The organism is Streptomyces sp. NPDC090442 (genome assembly GCF_044769405.1).
In the GTDB taxonomy this organism is placed as follows: domain Bacteria; phylum Actinomycetota; class Actinomycetes; order Streptomycetales; family Streptomycetaceae; genus Streptomyces.
This window is the reverse complement of record NZ_JBIVXW010000059.1, coordinates 24,137-41,896: the sequence shown is the minus strand read 5'-3', so window position 1 is coordinate 41,896 and position 17,760 is coordinate 24,137. Positions and strand designations below refer to the sequence as shown.

13 protein-coding genes are annotated in these 17,760 nt (G+C 71.8%); 4 read left to right on the top strand and 9 right to left on the bottom strand.

What is annotated here, in order from left to right; all coding sequences use genetic code 11:
- Positions 1–265: 265 nt before the first annotated feature.
- The gene (locus tag ACIQU6_RS32460) at positions 266–1,708 is read left to right on the top strand and encodes a cytosine permease (protein ID WP_403485306.1); all 1,443 of its coding nucleotides are present in this window, start codon (positions 266–268) and stop codon (positions 1,706–1,708) included.
- Positions 1,709–1,794: 86 nt separating this feature from the next.
- On the opposite strand, the gene ACIQU6_RS32455 is transcribed toward ACIQU6_RS32460, so the two are convergent.
- Both ACIQU6_RS32455 and ACIQU6_RS32450 read right to left on the bottom strand, forming a co-directional pair.
- On the bottom strand, positions 1,795–2,883 hold the full coding sequence (locus tag ACIQU6_RS32455; RefSeq protein ID WP_403485305.1) for a branched-chain amino acid aminotransferase: 1,089 nt from the start codon (positions 2,881–2,883) through the stop codon (positions 1,795–1,797).
- Positions 2,884–3,246: 363 nt separating this feature from the next.
- Positions 3,247–4,287, bottom strand: a complete 1,041-nt coding sequence (locus ACIQU6_RS32450; RefSeq protein WP_403485304.1) for a 3-isopropylmalate dehydrogenase — start codon at positions 4,285–4,287, stop codon at positions 3,247–3,249.
- A gap of 141 nt (positions 4,288–4,428) precedes the next feature.
- Here ACIQU6_RS32450 and ACIQU6_RS32445 point away from each other — a divergent pair, with 141 nt between their 5' ends.
- Positions 4,429–6,060 carry a purple acid phosphatase family protein gene (locus ACIQU6_RS32445; protein WP_403485303.1) on the top strand — a complete coding sequence of 544 codons (1,632 nt, stop codon included), beginning with the start codon at positions 4,429–4,431 and terminating at the stop codon, positions 6,058–6,060.
- Between the two features lie 79 nt (positions 6,061–6,139).
- Here the strand turns inward: ACIQU6_RS32445 and ACIQU6_RS32440 are convergent, their stop codons facing one another.
- The 3 genes from ACIQU6_RS32440 to ACIQU6_RS32430 all read right to left on the bottom strand — a co-directional run bounded on the left by ACIQU6_RS32440 (position 6,140) and on the right by ACIQU6_RS32430 (position 9,372).
- The gene (locus ACIQU6_RS32440) at positions 6,140–6,271 is read right to left on the bottom strand and encodes a hypothetical protein (protein ID WP_274913088.1); all 132 of its coding nucleotides are present in this window, start codon (positions 6,269–6,271) and stop codon (positions 6,140–6,142) included.
- A gap of 315 nt (positions 6,272–6,586) precedes the next feature.
- Positions 6,587–8,227, bottom strand: coding sequence for an L-glutamate gamma-semialdehyde dehydrogenase (pruA, locus tag ACIQU6_RS32435; protein WP_403485302.1), 1,641 nt, complete (start codon positions 8,225–8,227; stop codon positions 6,587–6,589).
- 218 nt (positions 8,228–8,445) lie between these two features.
- Positions 8,446–9,372 (bottom strand): proline dehydrogenase family protein, encoded by a 927-nt coding sequence (locus tag ACIQU6_RS32430; RefSeq protein ID WP_403485301.1) that lies wholly within the window; start codon positions 9,370–9,372, stop codon positions 8,446–8,448.
- Positions 9,373–9,577: 205 nt separating this feature from the next.
- Between ACIQU6_RS32430 and ACIQU6_RS32425 the strand changes: the two genes are divergently transcribed.
- Both ACIQU6_RS32425 and ACIQU6_RS32420 read left to right on the top strand, forming a co-directional pair.
- Positions 9,578–10,840 (top strand): PucR family transcriptional regulator, encoded by a 1,263-nt coding sequence (locus ACIQU6_RS32425; protein ID WP_403485300.1) that lies wholly within the window; start codon positions 9,578–9,580, stop codon positions 10,838–10,840.
- Between the two features lie 222 nt (positions 10,841–11,062).
- Positions 11,063–12,790, top strand: a complete 1,728-nt coding sequence (locus tag ACIQU6_RS32420; RefSeq protein ID WP_403485299.1) for a TIGR03767 family metallophosphoesterase — start codon at positions 11,063–11,065, stop codon at positions 12,788–12,790.
- Positions 12,791–12,919: 129 nt separating this feature from the next.
- On the opposite strand, the gene ACIQU6_RS32415 is transcribed toward ACIQU6_RS32420, so the two are convergent.
- From ACIQU6_RS32415 to ilvN, 4 genes are all read right to left on the bottom strand, one after another.
- A complete protein-coding gene (locus ACIQU6_RS32415) occupies positions 12,920–13,945 on the bottom strand; it encodes a DUF2382 domain-containing protein (RefSeq protein ID WP_403485298.1) in 1,026 nt (341 codons plus the stop codon).
- 299 nt (positions 13,946–14,244) lie between these two features.
- Complete coding sequence (serA, locus tag ACIQU6_RS32410) at positions 14,245–15,849, bottom strand: phosphoglycerate dehydrogenase (RefSeq protein WP_403485297.1); 1,605 nt, start codon at positions 15,847–15,849, stop codon at positions 14,245–14,247.
- Between the two features lie 271 nt (positions 15,850–16,120).
- Positions 16,121–17,119 (bottom strand): ketol-acid reductoisomerase, encoded by a 999-nt coding sequence (gene ilvC / locus ACIQU6_RS32405; protein ID WP_403485296.1) that lies wholly within the window; start codon positions 17,117–17,119, stop codon positions 16,121–16,123.
- A gap of 111 nt (positions 17,120–17,230) precedes the next feature.
- Positions 17,231–17,755, bottom strand: a complete 525-nt coding sequence (gene ilvN, locus ACIQU6_RS32400; protein WP_274913099.1) for an acetolactate synthase small subunit — start codon at positions 17,753–17,755, stop codon at positions 17,231–17,233.
- Positions 17,756–17,760: the final 5 nt, after the last annotated feature.

The following is a 17,760-nucleotide window of genomic DNA, read 5'->3' as shown; positions in this document are numbered from 1 at the left end:
TCCCTTCCTCCCGCTCGAATTGAGCGCCACTCTAACTCGGAATTCATCATTCCGAAACCATTGACCTAGCCCGGAAGCGTGCTTCATATTGAGCGTCGCTCTAAGGGATGGCTTGAACTGATCGCTCTTAGAGCATCACTCAAAAGTCCTCGCCCGCGCGAGCACCCGCTTCGTAGGCATCGCCGACGAACGCCCCACCCACCGACGGAGCACCGCACCAGCACCGCTTCGAAACCTGCCGTTCCGGCCTCTCAGGGGAGCCCTCATGCCGATAGAACAACGCGGAGTCGACACCGTCCCGGACGAGGAGCGGACCAGTCGCCCGCGCGACCTGGTCTCCCTCCTGCTCGGCTCGAACCTCGCGCTCGGCGTGGTGATCTTCGGCTGGCTCCCGGTCTCCTTCGGCCTCGGCTTCTGGGGTTCGGTCACCTCCCTCGCCGCCGGCACCCTGGTCGGCGCGCTGCTGACCGCGCCGCTCGCCCTGGTCTCGCTGCGCAGCGCGACCAACCTCTCCACCTCCAGCGGCGCCTTCTTCGGCGTCCGCGGCCGGCTCATCGGCTCGGTGATCGGGCTGCTGCTCTCGCTCGGCTACACCGCGCTGACCCTGTGGGTCGGCGGCGACGCGATGGTCGACTGCCTGCACCGCCTCACCGGCCTGCCGGCCGACGGGGCGGCGTACACGCTCGTCTACGCGGTGCTGGCCGCGGCCACCGCCGTCGGCGCGGTCTACGGCTACAAGGTGCTGCTGCGGCTCAGCAAGGTGCTCTCGGTGGGCCTGACGATCCTGCTGGTGATCGGCCTCTTCGCCTACGCCCACCACTTCAGCACCGGCCCGGTGCCCGGCGTCCACTACGCGCTCGGCGGCTACTGGCAGACCTGGCTGCTCTCCGCGGTCTCCGCCGGACTGAGCGGCCCGATCGCCTTCATCACCCTGCTCGGCGACTACAGCCGCTACATCTCCCCGCGCCGCCACTCCTCCCGGGCGGTCTTCGGCGCCACCTACCTCGGGCTGGTGCTCGGCCTGCTGGTGCCGCAGCTCTTCGGCACGTTCAGCGCGCTCGCGGTCGGCGCCGGCACCGACTACGCCGGCCCCCTGGTCGCCGGGGCACCCGCGTGGTACCTGGTGTTCCTGCTGCTCAACGCCTCGGCCGGGTCGGCCGGCAACTCCGGGCTGATGCTCTACAGCATGGGCCTGGACCTGGACGCGATCCTGCCGCGCGCCACCCGCACCCAGGCCACCTACGTCGTCGCCGCGCTCTCCACCCTGCTGGTGTACGTCGGCCACTTCCTGTGGGACGCGCAGAACGCGATGACCTCCTTCGTCCTGCTGATGACCGCCATCGGCACGCCGTGGGCGGTCATCACCGTGATCGGCTTCGTCCGCTGCCGCGGCGTCTACGACGCGGAGTCGCTCCAGGTCTACAACCGCGGCGCGGTCGGCGGCGTGTACTGGTTCCGGGCCGGCTGGAACGTGCGGGCCACGCTCGCCTGGGCGCTGGGCTCCGCGGTCGGCCTGCTGGCCGTCGGCTCCCCCTACGAGGGGCCGCTGCTGCACCTCACCGGCGGCATCGACATGAGCTTCCTGCTGGCCGCCGCCACCGCCGCCGTCGCCTACCTCGCCCTGGTCGCCCGGCAGCCGCGCCCGGTGCCGCCGCTGCGCCCGGCCGCGGCGCCGACCACCCAGGAGGCACCCGCCGAGGTCGGCTGACCCGCCGGCCCGCGCGGGCGAACGGCGAAGGCCGCCCCGGCGGGGAGCCGGGGCGGCCTTCGAAGGTGCCCGGGAGACGCGGGCCGTCAGCCGATGGGGTGCATCCAGCCGTGCGCGTCGGGGACCACCCCGCGCTGGATGTCCAGCAGCGCCTCGCGCAGCTTCAGCGTGACCTTGCCCGGCTCGCCGCCGGACTCGTGCCACTCGGCACCCGCGCGCTTGACCGTGCCGACCGGGGTGATCACCGCGGCGGTGCCGCAGGCGAAGACCTCGGTGAGCGCGCCGCTGGCGGAGTCGTTCTGCCACTGGTCGCAGGAGACCCGGCCCTCCTCCGCCTCGTAGCCGAGGTCGCGGGCGACGGAGAGCAGCGAGTCGCGGGTGACGCCGGGCAGCAGCGAGCCGGTCAGGGTCGGGGTGACGATCTTGTCGCCGTAGACGAAGTAGAGGTTCATCCCGCCCAGTTCCTCGACCCAGGTGTGCTCCACGGCGTCGAGGTAGGCGACCTGGTCGCAGCCGCGGGCCGCGGCCTCGGCCTGGGCCAGCAGCGACGCGGCGTAGTTGCCGCCGGTCTTGGCGTCGCCCATGCCACCGGGGACGGCCCGCACCCGGTCCTCGGAGAGCCAGATGGAGACCGGCTTGACGCCGCCGGGGAAGTAGGCGCCGGCGGGCGAGGCGATGACGACGAAGAGGTACTCGTTGGCGGGCTTGACGCCCAGCCCGACCTCCGTGGCGATCATGAACGGGCGCAGGTAGAGCGACTCCTCGCCGCCGTGCGGCGGCACCCAGTCCTGGTCCTGCTGGACCAGCAGGTCACAGGCGGCCAGGAAGGTCTCGACCGGCAGCTCCGGCATCGCCAGCCGGCGGGCGGACGCCTGGAAGCGCCGGGCGTTGGCGTCCGGGCGGAAGGTGGCGACGCTGCCGTCGGGCTGGCGGTACGCCTTCAGCCCCTCGAAGATCTCCTGCGCGTAGTGCAGGACGTTGGTCGCCGGGTCGAGGGAGAGCGGACCGTAGGGCACGAGCTGTCCGTCGTGCCAGCCGCGCCCCTCGGTCCACTTGATCGTCACCATGTGGTCGGTGAAGTACCGGCCGAAACCGGGGGCGGCGAGGATCTTCTCCCGCTCCGCCGCGGGCAGCGGATGCGCGGAGGGCTTGAGCTCGATGGTGGGCGTCGTCATGTATCCGTGTCCTTCGCTGCGTGTCCGATACCGGGGGTACTCCCACCCAGCGCGCGCCGGGGAGGATCACCGGCCCTCCGGCCGGGGGCGTTCCCCGCTCGCCGCACCGGTGCGGTGGGGAGCGGCCGCACACCGTCGTCCCTTGGCCGTACCGGTCGTTACTGGGACGTTTCGAGTTTCCGGCCGACGGCCCCTCGTCCGATTATCGCGCGTGGGTGTCCGCCTCTGGAACCGGTGTGCGTGGCCCGCGTCAGATGGTGGCATCCGACCCGCCGGTTGCCCAGACGGGCCGGGGCCGGGGTATGCGGACAGCGCCGGACCGTGGTCGGCCCGGCGCTGTCGGTACTGCTGGTGCGTCGGGCGTCAGCCCGCTACGCGTGCGGCGAGCGCGTCCCCGATCTGCTCGGTGGTGCGGGCCGTGCCGTCCCGGGCCTCCAGGTCGGCGGCGACCTCCGCCTCGATGCGGGCCGCCTGCTCGTCGAGGCCGAGGTGCCGCAGCAGCAGGGCGACGGAGAGGATCGTGGCGGTCGGATCGGCCTTGCCGGTGCCCGCGATGTCCGGCGCGGAGCCGTGCACCGGCTCGAACATCGAGGGGAACTCCCCGGTGGGGTTGATGTTCCCGGAGGCGGCCAGGCCGATGCCGCCGGTGACGGCCGCGGCGAGGTCGGTGAGGATGTCGCCGAAGAGGTTGTCGGTGACGATCACGTCGAACCGCTCGGGCTGGGTGACGAGGAAGATCGTCGCCGCGTCGACGTGCAGGTAGTCGGTGGTGACCTCGGGGTACTCCTGGCCGACCTTGTCGAAGATGTTCTTCCACATGTGGCCGGCGTAGACCAGGACGTTGTTCTTGTGGACCAGCGTCAGCTTCTTGCGCGGGCGGGAGTTGGCCCGCTCGTAGGCGTCCCGGACCACCCGCTCCACGCCGTAGGCGGTGTTGACGCTGACCTCGGTGGCGACCTCGGCGGGGGTACCGGTGCGCAGGCTGCCGCCGTTGCCGGTGTACGGACCCTCGGTGCCCTCGCGGACGACGACGAAGTCGATCTCGGGGCGGCCGGCCAGCGGCGTCGCGGTGTTCGGGAAGAGCTTCGAGGGACGCAGGTTGACGAAGTGGTCGAAGGCGAAGCGGAGTTTGAGCAGCAGCCCGCGCTCCAGGACGCCGGACGGCACCGTGGGGTCGCCGATCGCGCCGAGCAGGATCGCGTCGTGCTCCTTGAGCGCCGCCAGCTCCGCGTCCGGGAGGGTCTCGCCGGTGCGGTGCCAGCGCCTGGCCCCGAGGTCGTATTCCTTGGTTTCCAGCTTGACGTCCTGCGGGAGGACCGCGGTCAGGACCTTCAGGCCCTGCGCCACGACTTCCTGGCCGATTCCGTCACCGGGGATCACTGCGAGGCGAATGCTGCGAGACATGCCTGGACCCTACTCTTCGTCCCATTGATTGACACGTCATGTCCGACATGCGGACAGGGTGTGCCGGCCGACGGCCAGCGGCCATCCGCCGTTCACCCGTGGGCCCCACCGCCGTCGGTCGGACTTGTCAGATTCGGCCACATGACTGCACACCCCCGGGGGGAGCGCCCCCAGCCCTCGCACACCCCCCGCGTCGGCATACCGGAGCACCTCGCGGCCCGGATGACCATGCCCGAGCAGCACGAGTACCTCCGTACCAAGCTGACCCGCCGGGGCCTGCTGCGCAGCTCCGCGGTGACCGCCGGCATGGTCGCCGGCGCCGGCCTGCTGACCGCCCCGGCCGCGCAGGCCGCGCAGGCCGCTCAGCCCGCCGGCCCGACGCTGCTCTCCGCGCCCGCCACCGCCGCCGTCGACGGCCACCTGGTCGCCCCGTTCGGCCGCCACCTCGCCTTCGGCGCCGACCCGCGGACCCAGATGCGGGTGTCCTGGCAGGTGCCGTTCGCGGTCAAGCGGCCGTTCCTGCGGGTCGGTTCGACCCCCTGGGACCTGGGCCGCAAGGTCTCGGCGGAGGTGCGCCACCTGCACACCCCGGCGCTGTCCGGCAAGCTGCCGGCGGTCGACCAGTTCTACCTGCACGCGGCCCTGGACGGCCTACGCCCGGGCACCACCTACTACTACGGCGTCGGCCACGACGGCTTCGACCCCGCCGACCCGCGCCACTTCGGCACCGTCGGCACCTTCCGCACCGCGCCGGCCCGCGCCGAGAAGTTCGTCTTCACCGCCTTCGGCGACCAGGGCGTCAGCTACCACGCGCTCGCCAACGACCAGCTGATCCTGGGGCAGAACCCCTCCTTCCACCTGCACGCGGGCGACATCTGCTACGCCGACCCGGACGGCCAGGGCTCCGAGCACGACACCTACGACGCCCGCACCTGGGACCAGTTCCTCGCCCAGACCGAGACGGTGGCCAAGTCGGTGCCGTGGATGGTGACCACCGGCAACCACGACATGGAGGCGTGGTACTCCCCCAACGGCTACGGCGGCCAGTCGGCCCGCTGGTCGCTGCCGACCAACGGCCCGGACCCCCAACACGCCCCGGGCGTCTACTCGTTCACCTACGGCAACGTCGCGGTGGTCGCCCTGGACGCCAACGACGTCTCCTACGAGATCCCCGCCAACGCCGGCTACACGCAGGGCCGGCAGACCCGCTGGCTGGACCGCCGGCTCGGCGAGCTGCGCGCCACCCACGGCATCGACTTCCTGGTGGTCTTCTTCCACCACTGCGCCTTCTCCACCACCAACTCGCACGCCTCGGAGGGCGGGGTCCGGGACGCCTGGCTGCCGCTCTTCGAGAAGCACCAGGTGGACCTGGTGATCAACGGGCACAACCACGTCTACGAGCGCACCGACGCCCTCAAGGGCGGCCGCGTGGCCAAGCAGGTCCCCGTCGGGGAGACCGTCGACGCCGCGCACGAGGGCATCGTGTACGTCACGGCCGGCGGCGCCGGGAAGTCGCTGTACGACTTCCCCGTGCCCGACAGCTACGAGGGTCACGTGAAGGACCTCGACCACGTGGACACCTACCACTGGATCAAGGGCGGGGCGAAGGCCAAGGAGAGCGTCGAGTGGTCCCGGGTCCGCTACACCGGCTACTCGTTCATCGCCGTCGAGGTCACCCCGGGCGCCCGTCCCAGGATGGCGGTCACCGCCCTCGCCGAGTCCGGTGAGCGCATCGACCACTTCGCGGTCACCCGGTCCCGCCGCCGGCACTGACCGCCCGCACCACCGCGCGAAGGGGCGTCCGGGATCAACTCCCGGGCGCCCCTTCGCGCTTGAGCGGGGTCGGCGGGCCTCAGTGACCGGTGGCGCCGCCGTTGTCGCGGCGGTCGAGTGCGCGCTGGAGGGCGGCCGCGGCGTTGCGGCGGTCGGCGTCGTTGGTCTGACGGGAGGAGTGACGGGTCCTGCGGACGATGGTCTCGGCCATGATGCGCGTCTCCAATGCCAAAGCCCCGAGCTGAAGGGGTGCGTCGAAGAAGAGGGGTGGGTGGTGCAGGGATGGCCAAAGGGGCGGGGGCCGCGGCACCGCAGGGGTCACCTGCGCTCGGCGTACCGGGCCGCATCCGCGTTCGCTGGATGGAGCGAAGCGTTCGGCTTCTACAAAGCTAGGCCAGCGCGGCCGTGCTGTCTGCACAATTACTTGGGCTTCCTACTATTTGAGACGGAAGCGACCCGGCAGCCGGGAACGCCGAGGGCCCGGCCCCCCGAAAAGAGGAGGCCGGGCCCTCGGTGCGGGCGGGTGTCAGCCCATGTGCGGGTACCGGTAGTCGGTCGGCGGGACCAGCGTCTCCTTGATGGAGCGGGTCGAGGTCCAGCGCATCAGGTTCTGCTTGGCGCCGGCCTTGTCGTTGGTGCCGGAGGCCCGGCCGCCACCGAACGGCTGCTGGCCGACGACGGCGCCGGTGGGCTTGTCGTTGATGTAGAAGTTGCCCGCGGCGAACCGCAGCCGCTCGCAGGTGGCGACGGCCGCGGCGCGGTCCTGGGCGATGACGGCGCCGGTCAGGCCGTAGGCCGAGGCGGACTCCATCTGGTCCAGCATCGCCTCGTAGCCGCCCTCGACCGAGTCGTCGTAGACGTACACGCCGAGGATCGGGCCGAAGTACTCGTCCTTGAAGATCTCGTTCTCCGGGTCGGTGGAGACCAGGACCGTCGGGCGGACGAAGTAGCCCACGCTGTCGTCGTAGGTGCCGCCGGCCACGACCTCGATGGTCGGGTCGGCCTTGGCGCGGTCGATCGCCGCCTTGTTCTTGGCGAACGAGCGCTCGTCGATGACGGCGCCCATGAAGTGCGCCAGGTCGGTGACGTCACCCATGGTCAGGGCGTCGACCTCGGCGGCGAACTCCTCCTTGAGTCCGGCGTTCCACAGCGAGGCCGGGACGTAGGCGCGGGAGGCCGCGGAGCACTTCTGGCCCTGGAACTCGAAGGCGCCGCGGGTCATGGCGGTCTTCAGCACGGCGCGGTCGGCCGAGGGGTGGGCGACGATGAAGTCCTTGCCGCCGGTCTCGCCGACCAGCCGCGGATAGGTCTTGTACGCCTCGATGTTGGTGCCGACCGTCTTCCAGAGGTACTGGAAGGTCCTGGTCGAGCCGGTGAAGTGGATGCCGGCCAGCTCGGGGTGGGTCAGGGCCACCTCGGAGACGTCCTTGCCGTCGCCGGTGACGAGGTTGATGACGCCGGGCGGCAGGCCGGCCTCCTCCAGCAGGCGCATCAGCAGCACCGCGGCGAAGGTCTGCGTCGGGGACGGCTTCCAGACCACCACGTTGCCCATCAGGGCGGGGGCGGTGGGGAGGTTGCCGGCGATCGCGGTGAAGTTGAAGGGCGTGATCGCGTAGACGAAGCCCTCCAGGGGGCGGTGGTCCGAGCGGTTCCACACGCCGGGGGCGTTCACCGGGGGCTGCTCGGCCAGGATCTGCCGCGCGAAGTGGACGTTGAAGCGCCAGAAGTCGACCAGCTCGCAGGGGGTGTCGATCTCGGCCTGCTGGGCGGTCTTGGACTGGCCGAGCATGGTGGCGGCGGCCATCGTCTCGCGCCAGGGGCCGGCGAGCAGGTCGGCGGCCTTGAGGATGATCGCGGCACGGTCGTCGAAGGGCATCGCGCGCCAGGCGGGGGCGGCGGCCAGCGCGGCGTCCACCGCTTCCTGGGCGTCCTGGACGGTGGCGTTGGCGTAGGTGCCCAGGCGGGCGGAGTGGTGGTGCGGCTGCACGACGTCGAAGCGCTCGCCGCCGCCCATCCGCCGCTCACCGCCGATGGTCATCGGCAGCTCGATGGGGTTGCCGGCCAGCTCCTTGAGCTTGGCCTCCAGGCGGAAGCGCTCCGGGCTGCCCGGGGCGTAGCTGTGCACCGGCTCGTTCACCGGCACGGGGACCTGGGTCACAGCGTCCATAGCGGCCGTGTCTCCTTACGCTTGCGATCGTCGTTCGCGATCGTCTCGTTGTCGTACGTCGGTGTACGTCGGTCGTGCCGAGGCCACTGCCACGGCGGGTGTTCCGGAGGGCGGCGGCGAAGGCGCCGCCCCCGGAGGTTTCCCCCACTTCCAGAATCCACCCATAGGCTCTCAAAAGGGATGGTAAATCCCGCCCCAAAAGAGCCGGTCGGCAGGGGTCAGCCGCGGGTGGCCAGGGACCTCAGGAAGAAGGCCAGGTTGGCGGGACGCTCGGCGAGCCGGCGCATGAAGTAGCCGTACCAGTCCGTCCCGTACGGGATGTAGACCCGCATCCGGTGGCCCTCCTCCACCAGGCGCCGCTGCTCCGCCTCGCGGATGCCGAACAGCATCTGGAACTCGTAGTCGGCGGGCTTGCGGCCGCCGCGGTGCGCCAGCTCCTGGGCGATGGCGACCATCCGCGGGTCGTGGGACCCGACCATCGGGTAGCCCTTCCCCGCCATCAGGATCTTCAGGCAGCGCACATAGGCCCGGTCGACCTCCCGCTTGTCCTGGAACGCGACCGTCGCGGGCTCCTTGTACGCGCCCTTGACCAGTCGCACCCGGGAACCTTCCCCGGCCAGTGCGCGGCAGTCGTCCTCGGTGCGGAAGAGGTAGGACTGGAGCACCGCACCGGTCTGCGGGAACCGCTCGCGCAGCGCCTTGAGGATCGCCAGGGTGGAGTCGACCGTGGTGTGGTCCTCCATGTCCAGCGTCACGGTGGTGCCGGCCTCGGCGGCGGCCTCGACGACGGGGGTGACGTTGCGCAGCGCGAGGTCGTGCCCGCCGGACAGCGCCTGCCCGAAGGCGGAGAGCTTCACCGACATCTCGGCCCTGGCGCCGAGCCCCAACTCCTTGAGCGCCGCGGCCAACTGGAGATAGGCGTCGCGGTTGCGGAGCGCCTCGGCCGGGTCGGTGATGTCCTCGCCGAGGTGGTCGAGGGTGACCTCCATGCCGCGGGCGGCGAGGTTGCGCACCGCCGCCATCGACTCGTCCAGGTGCTCGCCGGCGACGAACCGGTCCACCACGGGACGGGTGACCGGAGCGGCCGCGACGACGCGTCGGATGCTGTCGCTGCGCGCGGCGGCGAGAAGCACGGGACCCAGCATGGGGCACCTCCACGATTCAGGATGACAAATGCCGAGGCGGGCGCCGATCGGCAGCACGCGGCGGCAAGATGAGCCACCTGAAATTTAAGGATCTCGCCACTTTCCGGCCATCGACAGCTGTCACGCCTTCGTGGCCGGCATCTCAGACAGATGTATGAGAATGGGAGTGAGGTGACGGCAGGGACAGGAGAGGGGCCGGGCGACGGTGCGCAGCGATTACCAGCAGTTGGTGGACGAGATCTCGGCGGCGCTCGGCGCGCCGGCGACCCTGGAGGACCGGGACTTCCAACTCATCGCCTTCGGGGCGCACGAGGGCGAGGACGACGAGGTCATGGACCCGGTGCGGACCCGCTCGATCCTCCAGCGGCGATCCTCGGCGGCGGTGCGGGCGTGGTTCGAGGCGTTCGGGATCGCCCGGGCCACCTCCCCGCTGCGGATCCCGCCGGACCCGGCGGCCGGCGTCTTCAAAGGCCGGATCTGCCTCCCGGTACGGCACCGGGGCGTGGTGCACGGCTACGTCTGGCTGCTGGACGACGGCCATCTGACCGACCTGGAGCTGGGCGGCGGCGACACCCCGCCGGACCCCCGGATGGCGCAGGCGATGGAGAGCGCCGCCCGGATCGGCGCCCTGCTGGCCGAGGAGTCCCGAGCCGGTTCCGAACTCGCCGAGGTGCTCCGGGAGTTGCTCACCTCCCGTACGGACGGCAAGGCCGCGGCCGCGGCGGGCGCGTTGCGGGACGCCCTCCGGGACACCCTCCGCTTCTCCCCCGGCACCCCGCTCACCCTGGTCGCCGTCCTCCCCTGGGACACCACCGCCACCGACGCGGCCCCGTTGCCGGCCCTGCCCGGACTGCTCGCCGCCTGTCCGCTGCCCGCGGCGGACGCCGGAGCGCCGGACCGGTCGGGTCCCGGCGCCGCGGAGCCCGTGCTGGCCGCGCTGGTCCGGCTGCGCCAGGCCGGCTCGCTGGCCCCGGCCCACACCGCCGCCGACCATCTGCTGCGCTCGCCGCGGGCCGGCAGCGCGCCCGCGGCGACCGGCCGGACGGGGGCCCGCCCCACCCGGGGCGCGGCCGGAATCGGCGTCCCCACCCGGGAGTTGACCGAGCTGCCGGACTCCTGGCGACAGGCCCTGGCCGCGGCCCGCGCGGCCCGCGCCGAGCCCCGGCTCAGCCCCGTCGCCGAGTGGACCGACCTCGGCGCCCACCGCCTGCTGACCGCCCTCCCGGCCGCCGCGCCCGACTCGGCGGTCGGCCCGCTGCTCACCCCCGCGCACGCCGAACTCGCCCGTACGGTCGAGGCGTTCCTCGACTGCGCCGGCCAGGCCGGCCGCACCGCCCAGCAGCTCGGCATCCACCGCCAGACGCTCTACTACCGCCTGGGCCGGGTCGAGAAGCTGACCGGGCTGGACCTCGACGAGGGCGCGGACCGCCTGCTGCTCCACATGGCCCTGAAGGCGGCCCGGCTGTGAGGTGACTGTGCGGCCGCTGTACGGCGGTCGCCGGCGGGGTGCCTGGAGTGCCCCGGGATAGCACCTGTTGGCCATCTGGCGGCCGCAAACCCTTTGTCCACAGGACCTGTTGCCGGCCACTACCGGCAAGTAGCGTGTGCGCCGATCGAGGGTGCCCGGCCGCCGGACCGGCTCGCGGGACCCGTCGCCCACCGCCATGTGCGGCCACTCCAGGGGGATTTGATGCACGGGATGAACCGCCGCCAGTTCGTGTCGAGGGCGTCCGCCGCGATGGCGGGCGCGGCGCTGTGGTCGGCGGCCTCCTACGACCGGGCGCTGGCGGTCACCGCCGCGCGGGCCGTGCGGACCGGGGGCACCACGCTGGAGCAGGCCGCCCGGCCGACCGGCACCGGGGCGTACAAGAGGCTGGCGGCCGGGCCGGGTTGGCCGCTGGTGGTGCGCCGCGAGCTGGCCGCCGGGAGCTTTGGGCGCGACGACCGCCGGACCGGCCTCGCCTCCTTCGTACAGTTCACCGACCTGCACCTGGCGGACGTCGAGTCGCCGGTGCGGTTCGAGTACCTGGCCCGGCTCATCGACAGCGCGCACCGCCCGCAGGAGGCGCTGACGGTGCGCGGCGCCGCCTCCCTCGTCGAGCGGGTCAACGCGGTGCGCCAAGGTCCGTACACCGGCCGGCCGTTCGGCCTGGTCATGGCCACCGGCGACAACACCGACAACCACGAGAAGATCGAGCTCGACTGGTATCTGACGGTGATGAGCGGCGGGCGGATCACCCCCAACAGCGGCGACCCCAAGCGCTACGAGGGCGTGCAGAACTCCGGCAACGTCGCGTACTGGAACCCGGAGTCCCCGATCCGGGACGCCTACAAGGCCAAGGGCCTGCCCGAGATACCGGGCTTCCTCTCCGGCGCGACCCGCCCGTTCACCGCGCCCGGCCTGTCCGTCCCCTGGTACACCACGGTCGGCAACCACGACGACAGCATCCAGGGCACCCTGCCCGACCTCGGCCTGTTGAACGCGCTCTACACCGGCGACCGCAAGCTGGAGGGCTGCGACGACACCACCGCGGCCAAGCTGGCCGACGCCCTGCGGAACGACCCGGGCCACGCCGCGACGCTGCTCGGCTCGCTGCTGGCCGACCGCGGCGCGATCCGCAAGGTCACCCCGGACGAGCGGCGCCACCCGTTCACCCCGGCCGAGTTCGCCAAGGCCCACCTGGACCCGGCGCACACCGGCCCCGGCCCGGTGGGCCACGGCTTCACCTCCGACGCGGCGGCCAGCGGCCGGCTCTACTACACCCTCCCGCTCGCCGAGGGCGTCCTCGGCATCAGCCTGGACACCACCAACCGGGCCGGCTGGGCGGACGGTTCGCTCGGCACCGAGCAGTTGCACTGGCTGGAGTCGACGCTGAAGGCGCACAGCAGCCGCTGGTACGACGCCGACGGCCGCCCGGTGCGCGGCAGCGGGGGCGACGCGCTGATCGTCCTGTTCAGCCACCACACCAGCGCCACCATGGGCAATCTGCTGCCCGACCCCTACCGCCCGTTCGAGGGCCGGCACGACGGCAAGGCCCTGGTCGCCCTGTTGCAGCGCTTCCCCAACGTCGTCGCCTGGGTCAACGGCCACACCCACGAGAACCGCATCACCCCGCACGCGCACGCCGTTCCCGAGCGCGCCTTCTGGGAGATCAACACCGCCTCGCACGTGGACTATCCGCAGCACGCCCGGATCATCGAGCTGGCCGACAACGGCGACGGGACGCTCTCCCTGTTCACCACCCTGATCGAGTCCGCCGCCCCGTACGCCGCCTCCGCCACCGACACCTCGGACGCCGGACTCGCCGCCCTGTACCGCGAGTTGTCCTACAACGACCCCTACGCCACCCCGGACGCCAAGCTGGGCGCGCCCGCCGACCACAACACCGAACTGCTGCTGACCCGCCCGGGGAGGTGAGCCCCGGGCCGGGGCACGGCGCGCAGGCGGGCTGACGGGGCGGCACCGCGGGCGACGTGCCCGGACGCGGGCCGCGGCGCCGCGCGCCCGGCCCGCTCGTGCCGGCCCGCTCGGCGCCGCCGGTCCCGTTCAGCGCGTCCGGCCGGTTCCCGGTCCGCCGCGCTCGGTGCCCCGTCGGGTCCCCGTGCCGTCGTCGAACTCCAGCGTCTCCCGGCGGACTTCGGCGGTCACCTCGCGCTGCTCGGTGACCCGCTCGGTCTCCAGCCGGACCCGCTCGACCGGCACGGTCCGCTTGTTGATCACCGGCTGCTCCTCGTGCAGCACGACCTCCACCTGGCCCTCGCCGATCTGCGGCCCGCCGCGCCCGGCCCGCCGGTCCTCCTCGGTGATCTTCTCGCGGACCACCCGGACCTCCTCGTGGCTGACCGGCACGGTGCGGTGCACGTCCTCGGTGACCACGTGCTTGCGCAGGTGGGCCCGGCCGGACTCGTGCTCCTCGGTGCCGATCTCGACCCGCTCCTCGGACAGCACGATCTCGGTGGTGCCCTCCGCCTCGCGGGCCGCGTCCGTCTCGGCCCGGCCGCGCGAGACCGCCATCGGCCGGTCCGCGCCCGAAGTCCGGGCGTCGGTCAGCTTGTTGCGCTCGTCGCCGGCGCGGGTGCGGTGCTGGAGCGGGGCGTCCGCCGCCGCCCGGCGCCGGAGGCCGGCCGCGCCCGCGCTCTGCCCGCCGGTGGTCCCGCTGGTCACCGTCGGCCGGGACGAGGCGACGCCCGGCCCGGTGGTCCGCCCGACCGCGCCCGCGGCACCGGCCGCGCCGGCGGCACCGGTTATCCCGGGCCGGATCAGCCCGTAGTGGCGGTAGAGCCGCTCCTCCTCGGACGGGTCGAGGTGACCCTCGGCGTCGATCCGCGGCGCGTCCTTGATCGTCTCCTTGGTGTGCGGGATGTGCAGTTCGTCGCCCAGCCGCCGGGCCCCGGCCAGCGGCACGAAGGTCTCCTTCATCCCGAACAACCCGGTCCGCACGGTGATCCACTCCGGCTCGTTGGTGGCGTCGTCGCGGTAGACCTGCTGGACGACGCCCACCTTCGCGCCCTCCGCGTCCACCACGTGCAGCCCGGTCAGACTCTGCGGAGTGCCACCCAGGGGTGCGTTCATGGCGTCCTGCCTCCTTCCGCGCGCACCTCCTCCGGGACACGCGCAGTTCCCATTGCGCGCCGCGAACGCCGCCCCAGCGACTCGGGGAACCGGGCGGCCACCGGCCCCGGCGGCCCCCCGACGCTGCTCACGGGGTGTCCACCAGCCACCTTCTTTAGCCCAAACGGGTGAATGGTTGAGGGGTCAGCCATCGCGCGCGCCCCGGCCGCCGGCTGCGTACGATGCCCGGAACGAGCGCGGGCCCGGTCCCCGCTCGAAGCGGGGGCCGGGCCCGTTGACCTGCGCGGAGCGCGGTGGCGTCAGTGGGTGAGGTTCACCGCGCGCACCGAGCTGGCGCCGATCTCGTCGGAGATCTCGGCCAGCACATTCGCCGGAATGGTGTCGTCGACGGTCAGCACCACCATCGCCTCGCCGCCGACGTCGGCCCGGGAGACCTGCATGCCGCCGATGTTGATGCCCGCCTCGCCCAGGATCCGGCCGACGGTGCCGACCACGCCGGGGCGGTCGGTGTACCGCAGGAACGCCATGTGGTCGGCGAGCGCGAGGTCGATGGAGTGCTCCCCCACCGCGACGATCTTCTGGACGTTCTTGTGGCCGGCCAGGGTGCCGGAGATCGACACCTCCTCGCCGCCCGCGAGCGTGCCGCGGACGGTGACCACGTTGCGGTGCTCGGGCGACTCGCTGCTGGTGGTCAGCCGCACCTCGACGCCGCGCTCCTGCGCGAACAGCGGGGCGTTGACGTAGGACACCGTCTCGTCCACCACGTCCTCGAACACGCCCTTGAGCGCGGAGAGTTCGAGCACCTTGACGTCGTGCTGGGTGATCTCGCCGTACACCTCGACGTCGAGCCGCAGGGCGACCTCGCCGGACAGCGCGGTGAAGATCCGGCCCAGCCGCTCGGCCAGCGGCAGCCCCGGCTTGACGTCCTCGGCGATCACGCCGCCCTGGACGTTGACCGCGTCCGGCACCAACTCGCCGGCCAGCGCCAGCCGTACCGACTTGGCGACCGCGATGCCCGCCTTCTCCTGCGCCTCGCCCGTGGAGGCGCCGAGGTGCGGGGTGCACACGACCTGGTCGTAGGCGAACAGCGGGGAGTCGGTGCACGGTTCGACGGCGTACACGTCCAGGCCCGCGCCGGCGACCCGGCCCTCCTTGAGCGCGCTGGCCAGCGCCGCCTCGTCGACGATCCCGCCACGGGCGGCGTTGACGATCCGGACGCTCGGCTTGACCTTGTGCAGCGCCTCGTCGCCGATCAGGCCGAGGGTCTCGGGGGTCTTGGGGAGGTGGACGGTGATGAAGTCCGAGACCTCCAGCAGCTCGTCCAGGGTCAGCAGCTTGACGCCCATCTGCGCGGCGCGGGCCGGCTGCACGTAGGGGTCGTAGGCGACGACCTTCATGCCGAAGGCGGACATCCGCTGGGCGACCAGCACGCCGATCCGGCCGAGGCCGACCACGCCGAGGGTCTTCTCGCTGAGCTCGACGCCGGTGTACTTGCTGCGCTTCCACTCGCCGTTCTTCAGCGCGGTGTTGGCCTGCGGGATGTTGCGGGCGGTGGCGACCAGCAGGCCGCAGGCGAGCTCGGCGGCGGTGACGATGTTGGAGGTCGGGGCGTTGACGACCATCACGCCGGCCTTGGTGGCGGCGGAGACGTCGACGTTGTCCAGGCCCACGCCGGCGCGCGCGATGACCTTCAGCTTCTTGGCGGCGGCGATCGCCTCGGCGTCGACCTTCGTCGCACTGCGCACGAGGATGGCGTCGACGTCGGTGATGGCGGGCAGCAGTTCGGCGCGGTCGGCGCCGTTGCAGTGCCGGATGTCGAAGTCCGGGCCGAGGGCGTCGACGGTGGCCGGCGACAGTTCCTCGGCGATCAGTACAACGGGTTTACCGGAGTTGGCAGTGCTCACGTGGTCTTCAGTCCTCACTAGTCCTTCGCGGACGGCCGTCCCGACGGCCGAAGGCGGTGAAGGGGGAAAAGCCGCGTGGAAGACGCACGACGCTGTGAGCCTGACGCGCTTGTGACGAGCAGTGTAGTGGCGGGGCGCGAAACGGTCTGTGCCGTTGCGTAAGGATCACCCATGCGTGGTTCTACGCGGTGGACAAGGCGGCGTGCGGGGAATCCGGCGGCATGCGGACGAGGGGGTCGCGAGCGGTGTCGCGACCCCCTCGTCCGGTGGCTCACGCCTCGTCGTCCACCCAGCTCATCAGCTTGCGCAGCTCCTTGCCGGTGGTCTCCAGCAGGTGGTTCTCGTCGGCCTTCTTGTACTCGTTGTACTTCGGCAGGCCGGCCTTGTACTCCGCCATCCAGTTGTTGGCGAAGGTGCCGTCCTGGATCTCGGTGAGCACCTTCTTCATCTCGGCCTTGGTGGCGTCGGTGATGATCCGCGGGCCGGTGACGTAGTCGCCCCACTCGGCGGTCTCGGAGATCGACCAGCGCATCTTCTCCAGGCCGCCCTCGTACATCAGGTCCACGATCAGCTTCAGCTCGTGGAGGCACTCGAAGTAGGCGATCTCCGGCTGGTAGCCCGCCTCGACGAGGGTCTCGAAGCCGGCCTTGACCAGGGCGGCGGCGCCGCCGCAGAGCACGGCCTGCTCGCCGAAGAGGTCGGTCTCGGTCTCCTCGGTGAAGGTGGTCTTGATGACGCCGGCGCGGGTGCCGCCGATGCCCTTGGCGTAGGAGAGCGCCAGGTCGAACGCCTTGCCGGTGGCGTCCTGCTCGACGGCGGCGATGCACGGAACGCCGCGGCCCTCCTCGTACTGACGGCGGACCAGGTGGCCCGGGCCCTTGGGGGCGACCATGCAGACGTCCACGCCGGCCGGGGCCTTGATGAAGCCGAAGCGGACGTTCAGGCCGTGGCCGAAGAACAGCGCGTCGCCGTCCTTGAGGTGGTCCTTGATGGACTCCTCGTAGACGTCGGCCTGGATCGGGTCCGGCACCAGGATCATGATGACGTCGGCCTCGGCGGCGGCCTCGGCGGGCGTCACCACGCGCAGGCCCTGCTCCTCGGCCTTGGCCTTCGACTTGGAGCCCTCGTGCAGACCGACGCGCACGTCGACGCCCGAGTCGCGCAGGGACAACGCGTGGGCGTGGCCCTGGCTTCCGTAGCCGATGACCGCCACCTTGCGGTTCTGGATGATGGACAGGTCGGCGTCGTCGTCGTAGAACAGCTCGGCCACTTCGGGTATCTCCTTGGTTCTAGCGGGTGCCCACACAGTACGTCGGGCGGGGTGGGGAAGGTTGGTGGGTCTCGCCATGCGGTCCGGTGGGGCCGCGGGCGGGCAGGGAGGTCAGGCCGTGCGGTCCAGCGCGCGCAGCGAGCGGTCGGTGATGGACCGGGCGCCACGCCCTATCGCGATGGTGCCGGACTGCACCAGTTCCTTGATGCCGAACGGCTCCAGCATCCGGAGCATCGCCTCCAGCTTGTCGCTGGAACCGGTGGCCTCGATCGTGACGGCCTCCGGGGAGACGTCCACGGTCTTGGCGCGGAAGAGCTGGACGATCTCGACGATCTGCGAGCGGGTCTCGTTGTCGGCGCGGACCTTCACCAGGACCAGCTCGCGCTGGATGGCCGAACCGGGCTCCAGCTCAACGATCTTGAGCACGTTGACCAGCTTGTTGAGCTGCTTGGTGACCTGCTCCAGCGGCAGCGACTCGACGCTGACCACGATGGTGATGCGGGAGATGTCGGGGTGCTCGGTGACGCCGACCGCCAACGAGTCGATGTTGAAGCCGCGGCGGGAGAACAGCGCGGCGATCCGGGCGAGGATGCCGGGGGTGTTCTCCACCAGGACGGAGAGCGTGTGCTTGGACATGTCGT

Excerpts from the sequence above, each read along its gene's own strand:
- ACIQU6_RS32460 (WP_403485306.1), top strand. The coding sequence starts at position 266 with ATGCCGATAGAACAACGCGGAGTCGACACCGTCCCGGACGAGGAGCGG.
- ACIQU6_RS32455 (WP_403485305.1), bottom strand. The coding sequence starts at position 2,883 with ATGACGACGCCCACCATCGAGCTCAAGCCCTCCGCGCATCCGCTGCCC.
- ACIQU6_RS32450 (WP_403485304.1), bottom strand. The coding sequence starts at position 4,287 with ATGTCTCGCAGCATTCGCCTCGCAGTGATCCCCGGTGACGGAATCGGC.
- ACIQU6_RS32445 (WP_403485303.1), top strand. The coding sequence starts at position 4,429 with ATGACTGCACACCCCCGGGGGGAGCGCCCCCAGCCCTCGCACACCCCC.
- ACIQU6_RS32440 (WP_274913088.1), bottom strand. The coding sequence starts at position 6,271 with ATGGCCGAGACCATCGTCCGCAGGACCCGTCACTCCTCCCGTCAGACC.
- pruA (WP_403485302.1), bottom strand. The coding sequence starts at position 8,227 with ATGGACGCTGTGACCCAGGTCCCCGTGCCGGTGAACGAGCCGGTGCAC.
- ACIQU6_RS32430 (WP_403485301.1), bottom strand. The coding sequence starts at position 9,372 with ATGCTGGGTCCCGTGCTTCTCGCCGCCGCGCGCAGCGACAGCATCCGA.
- ACIQU6_RS32420 (WP_403485299.1), top strand. The coding sequence starts at position 11,063 with ATGCACGGGATGAACCGCCGCCAGTTCGTGTCGAGGGCGTCCGCCGCG.
- ACIQU6_RS32415 (WP_403485298.1), bottom strand. The coding sequence starts at position 13,945 with ATGAACGCACCCCTGGGTGGCACTCCGCAGAGTCTGACCGGGCTGCAC.
- ilvN (WP_274913099.1), bottom strand. The coding sequence starts at position 17,755 with ATGTCCAAGCACACGCTCTCCGTCCTGGTGGAGAACACCCCCGGCATC.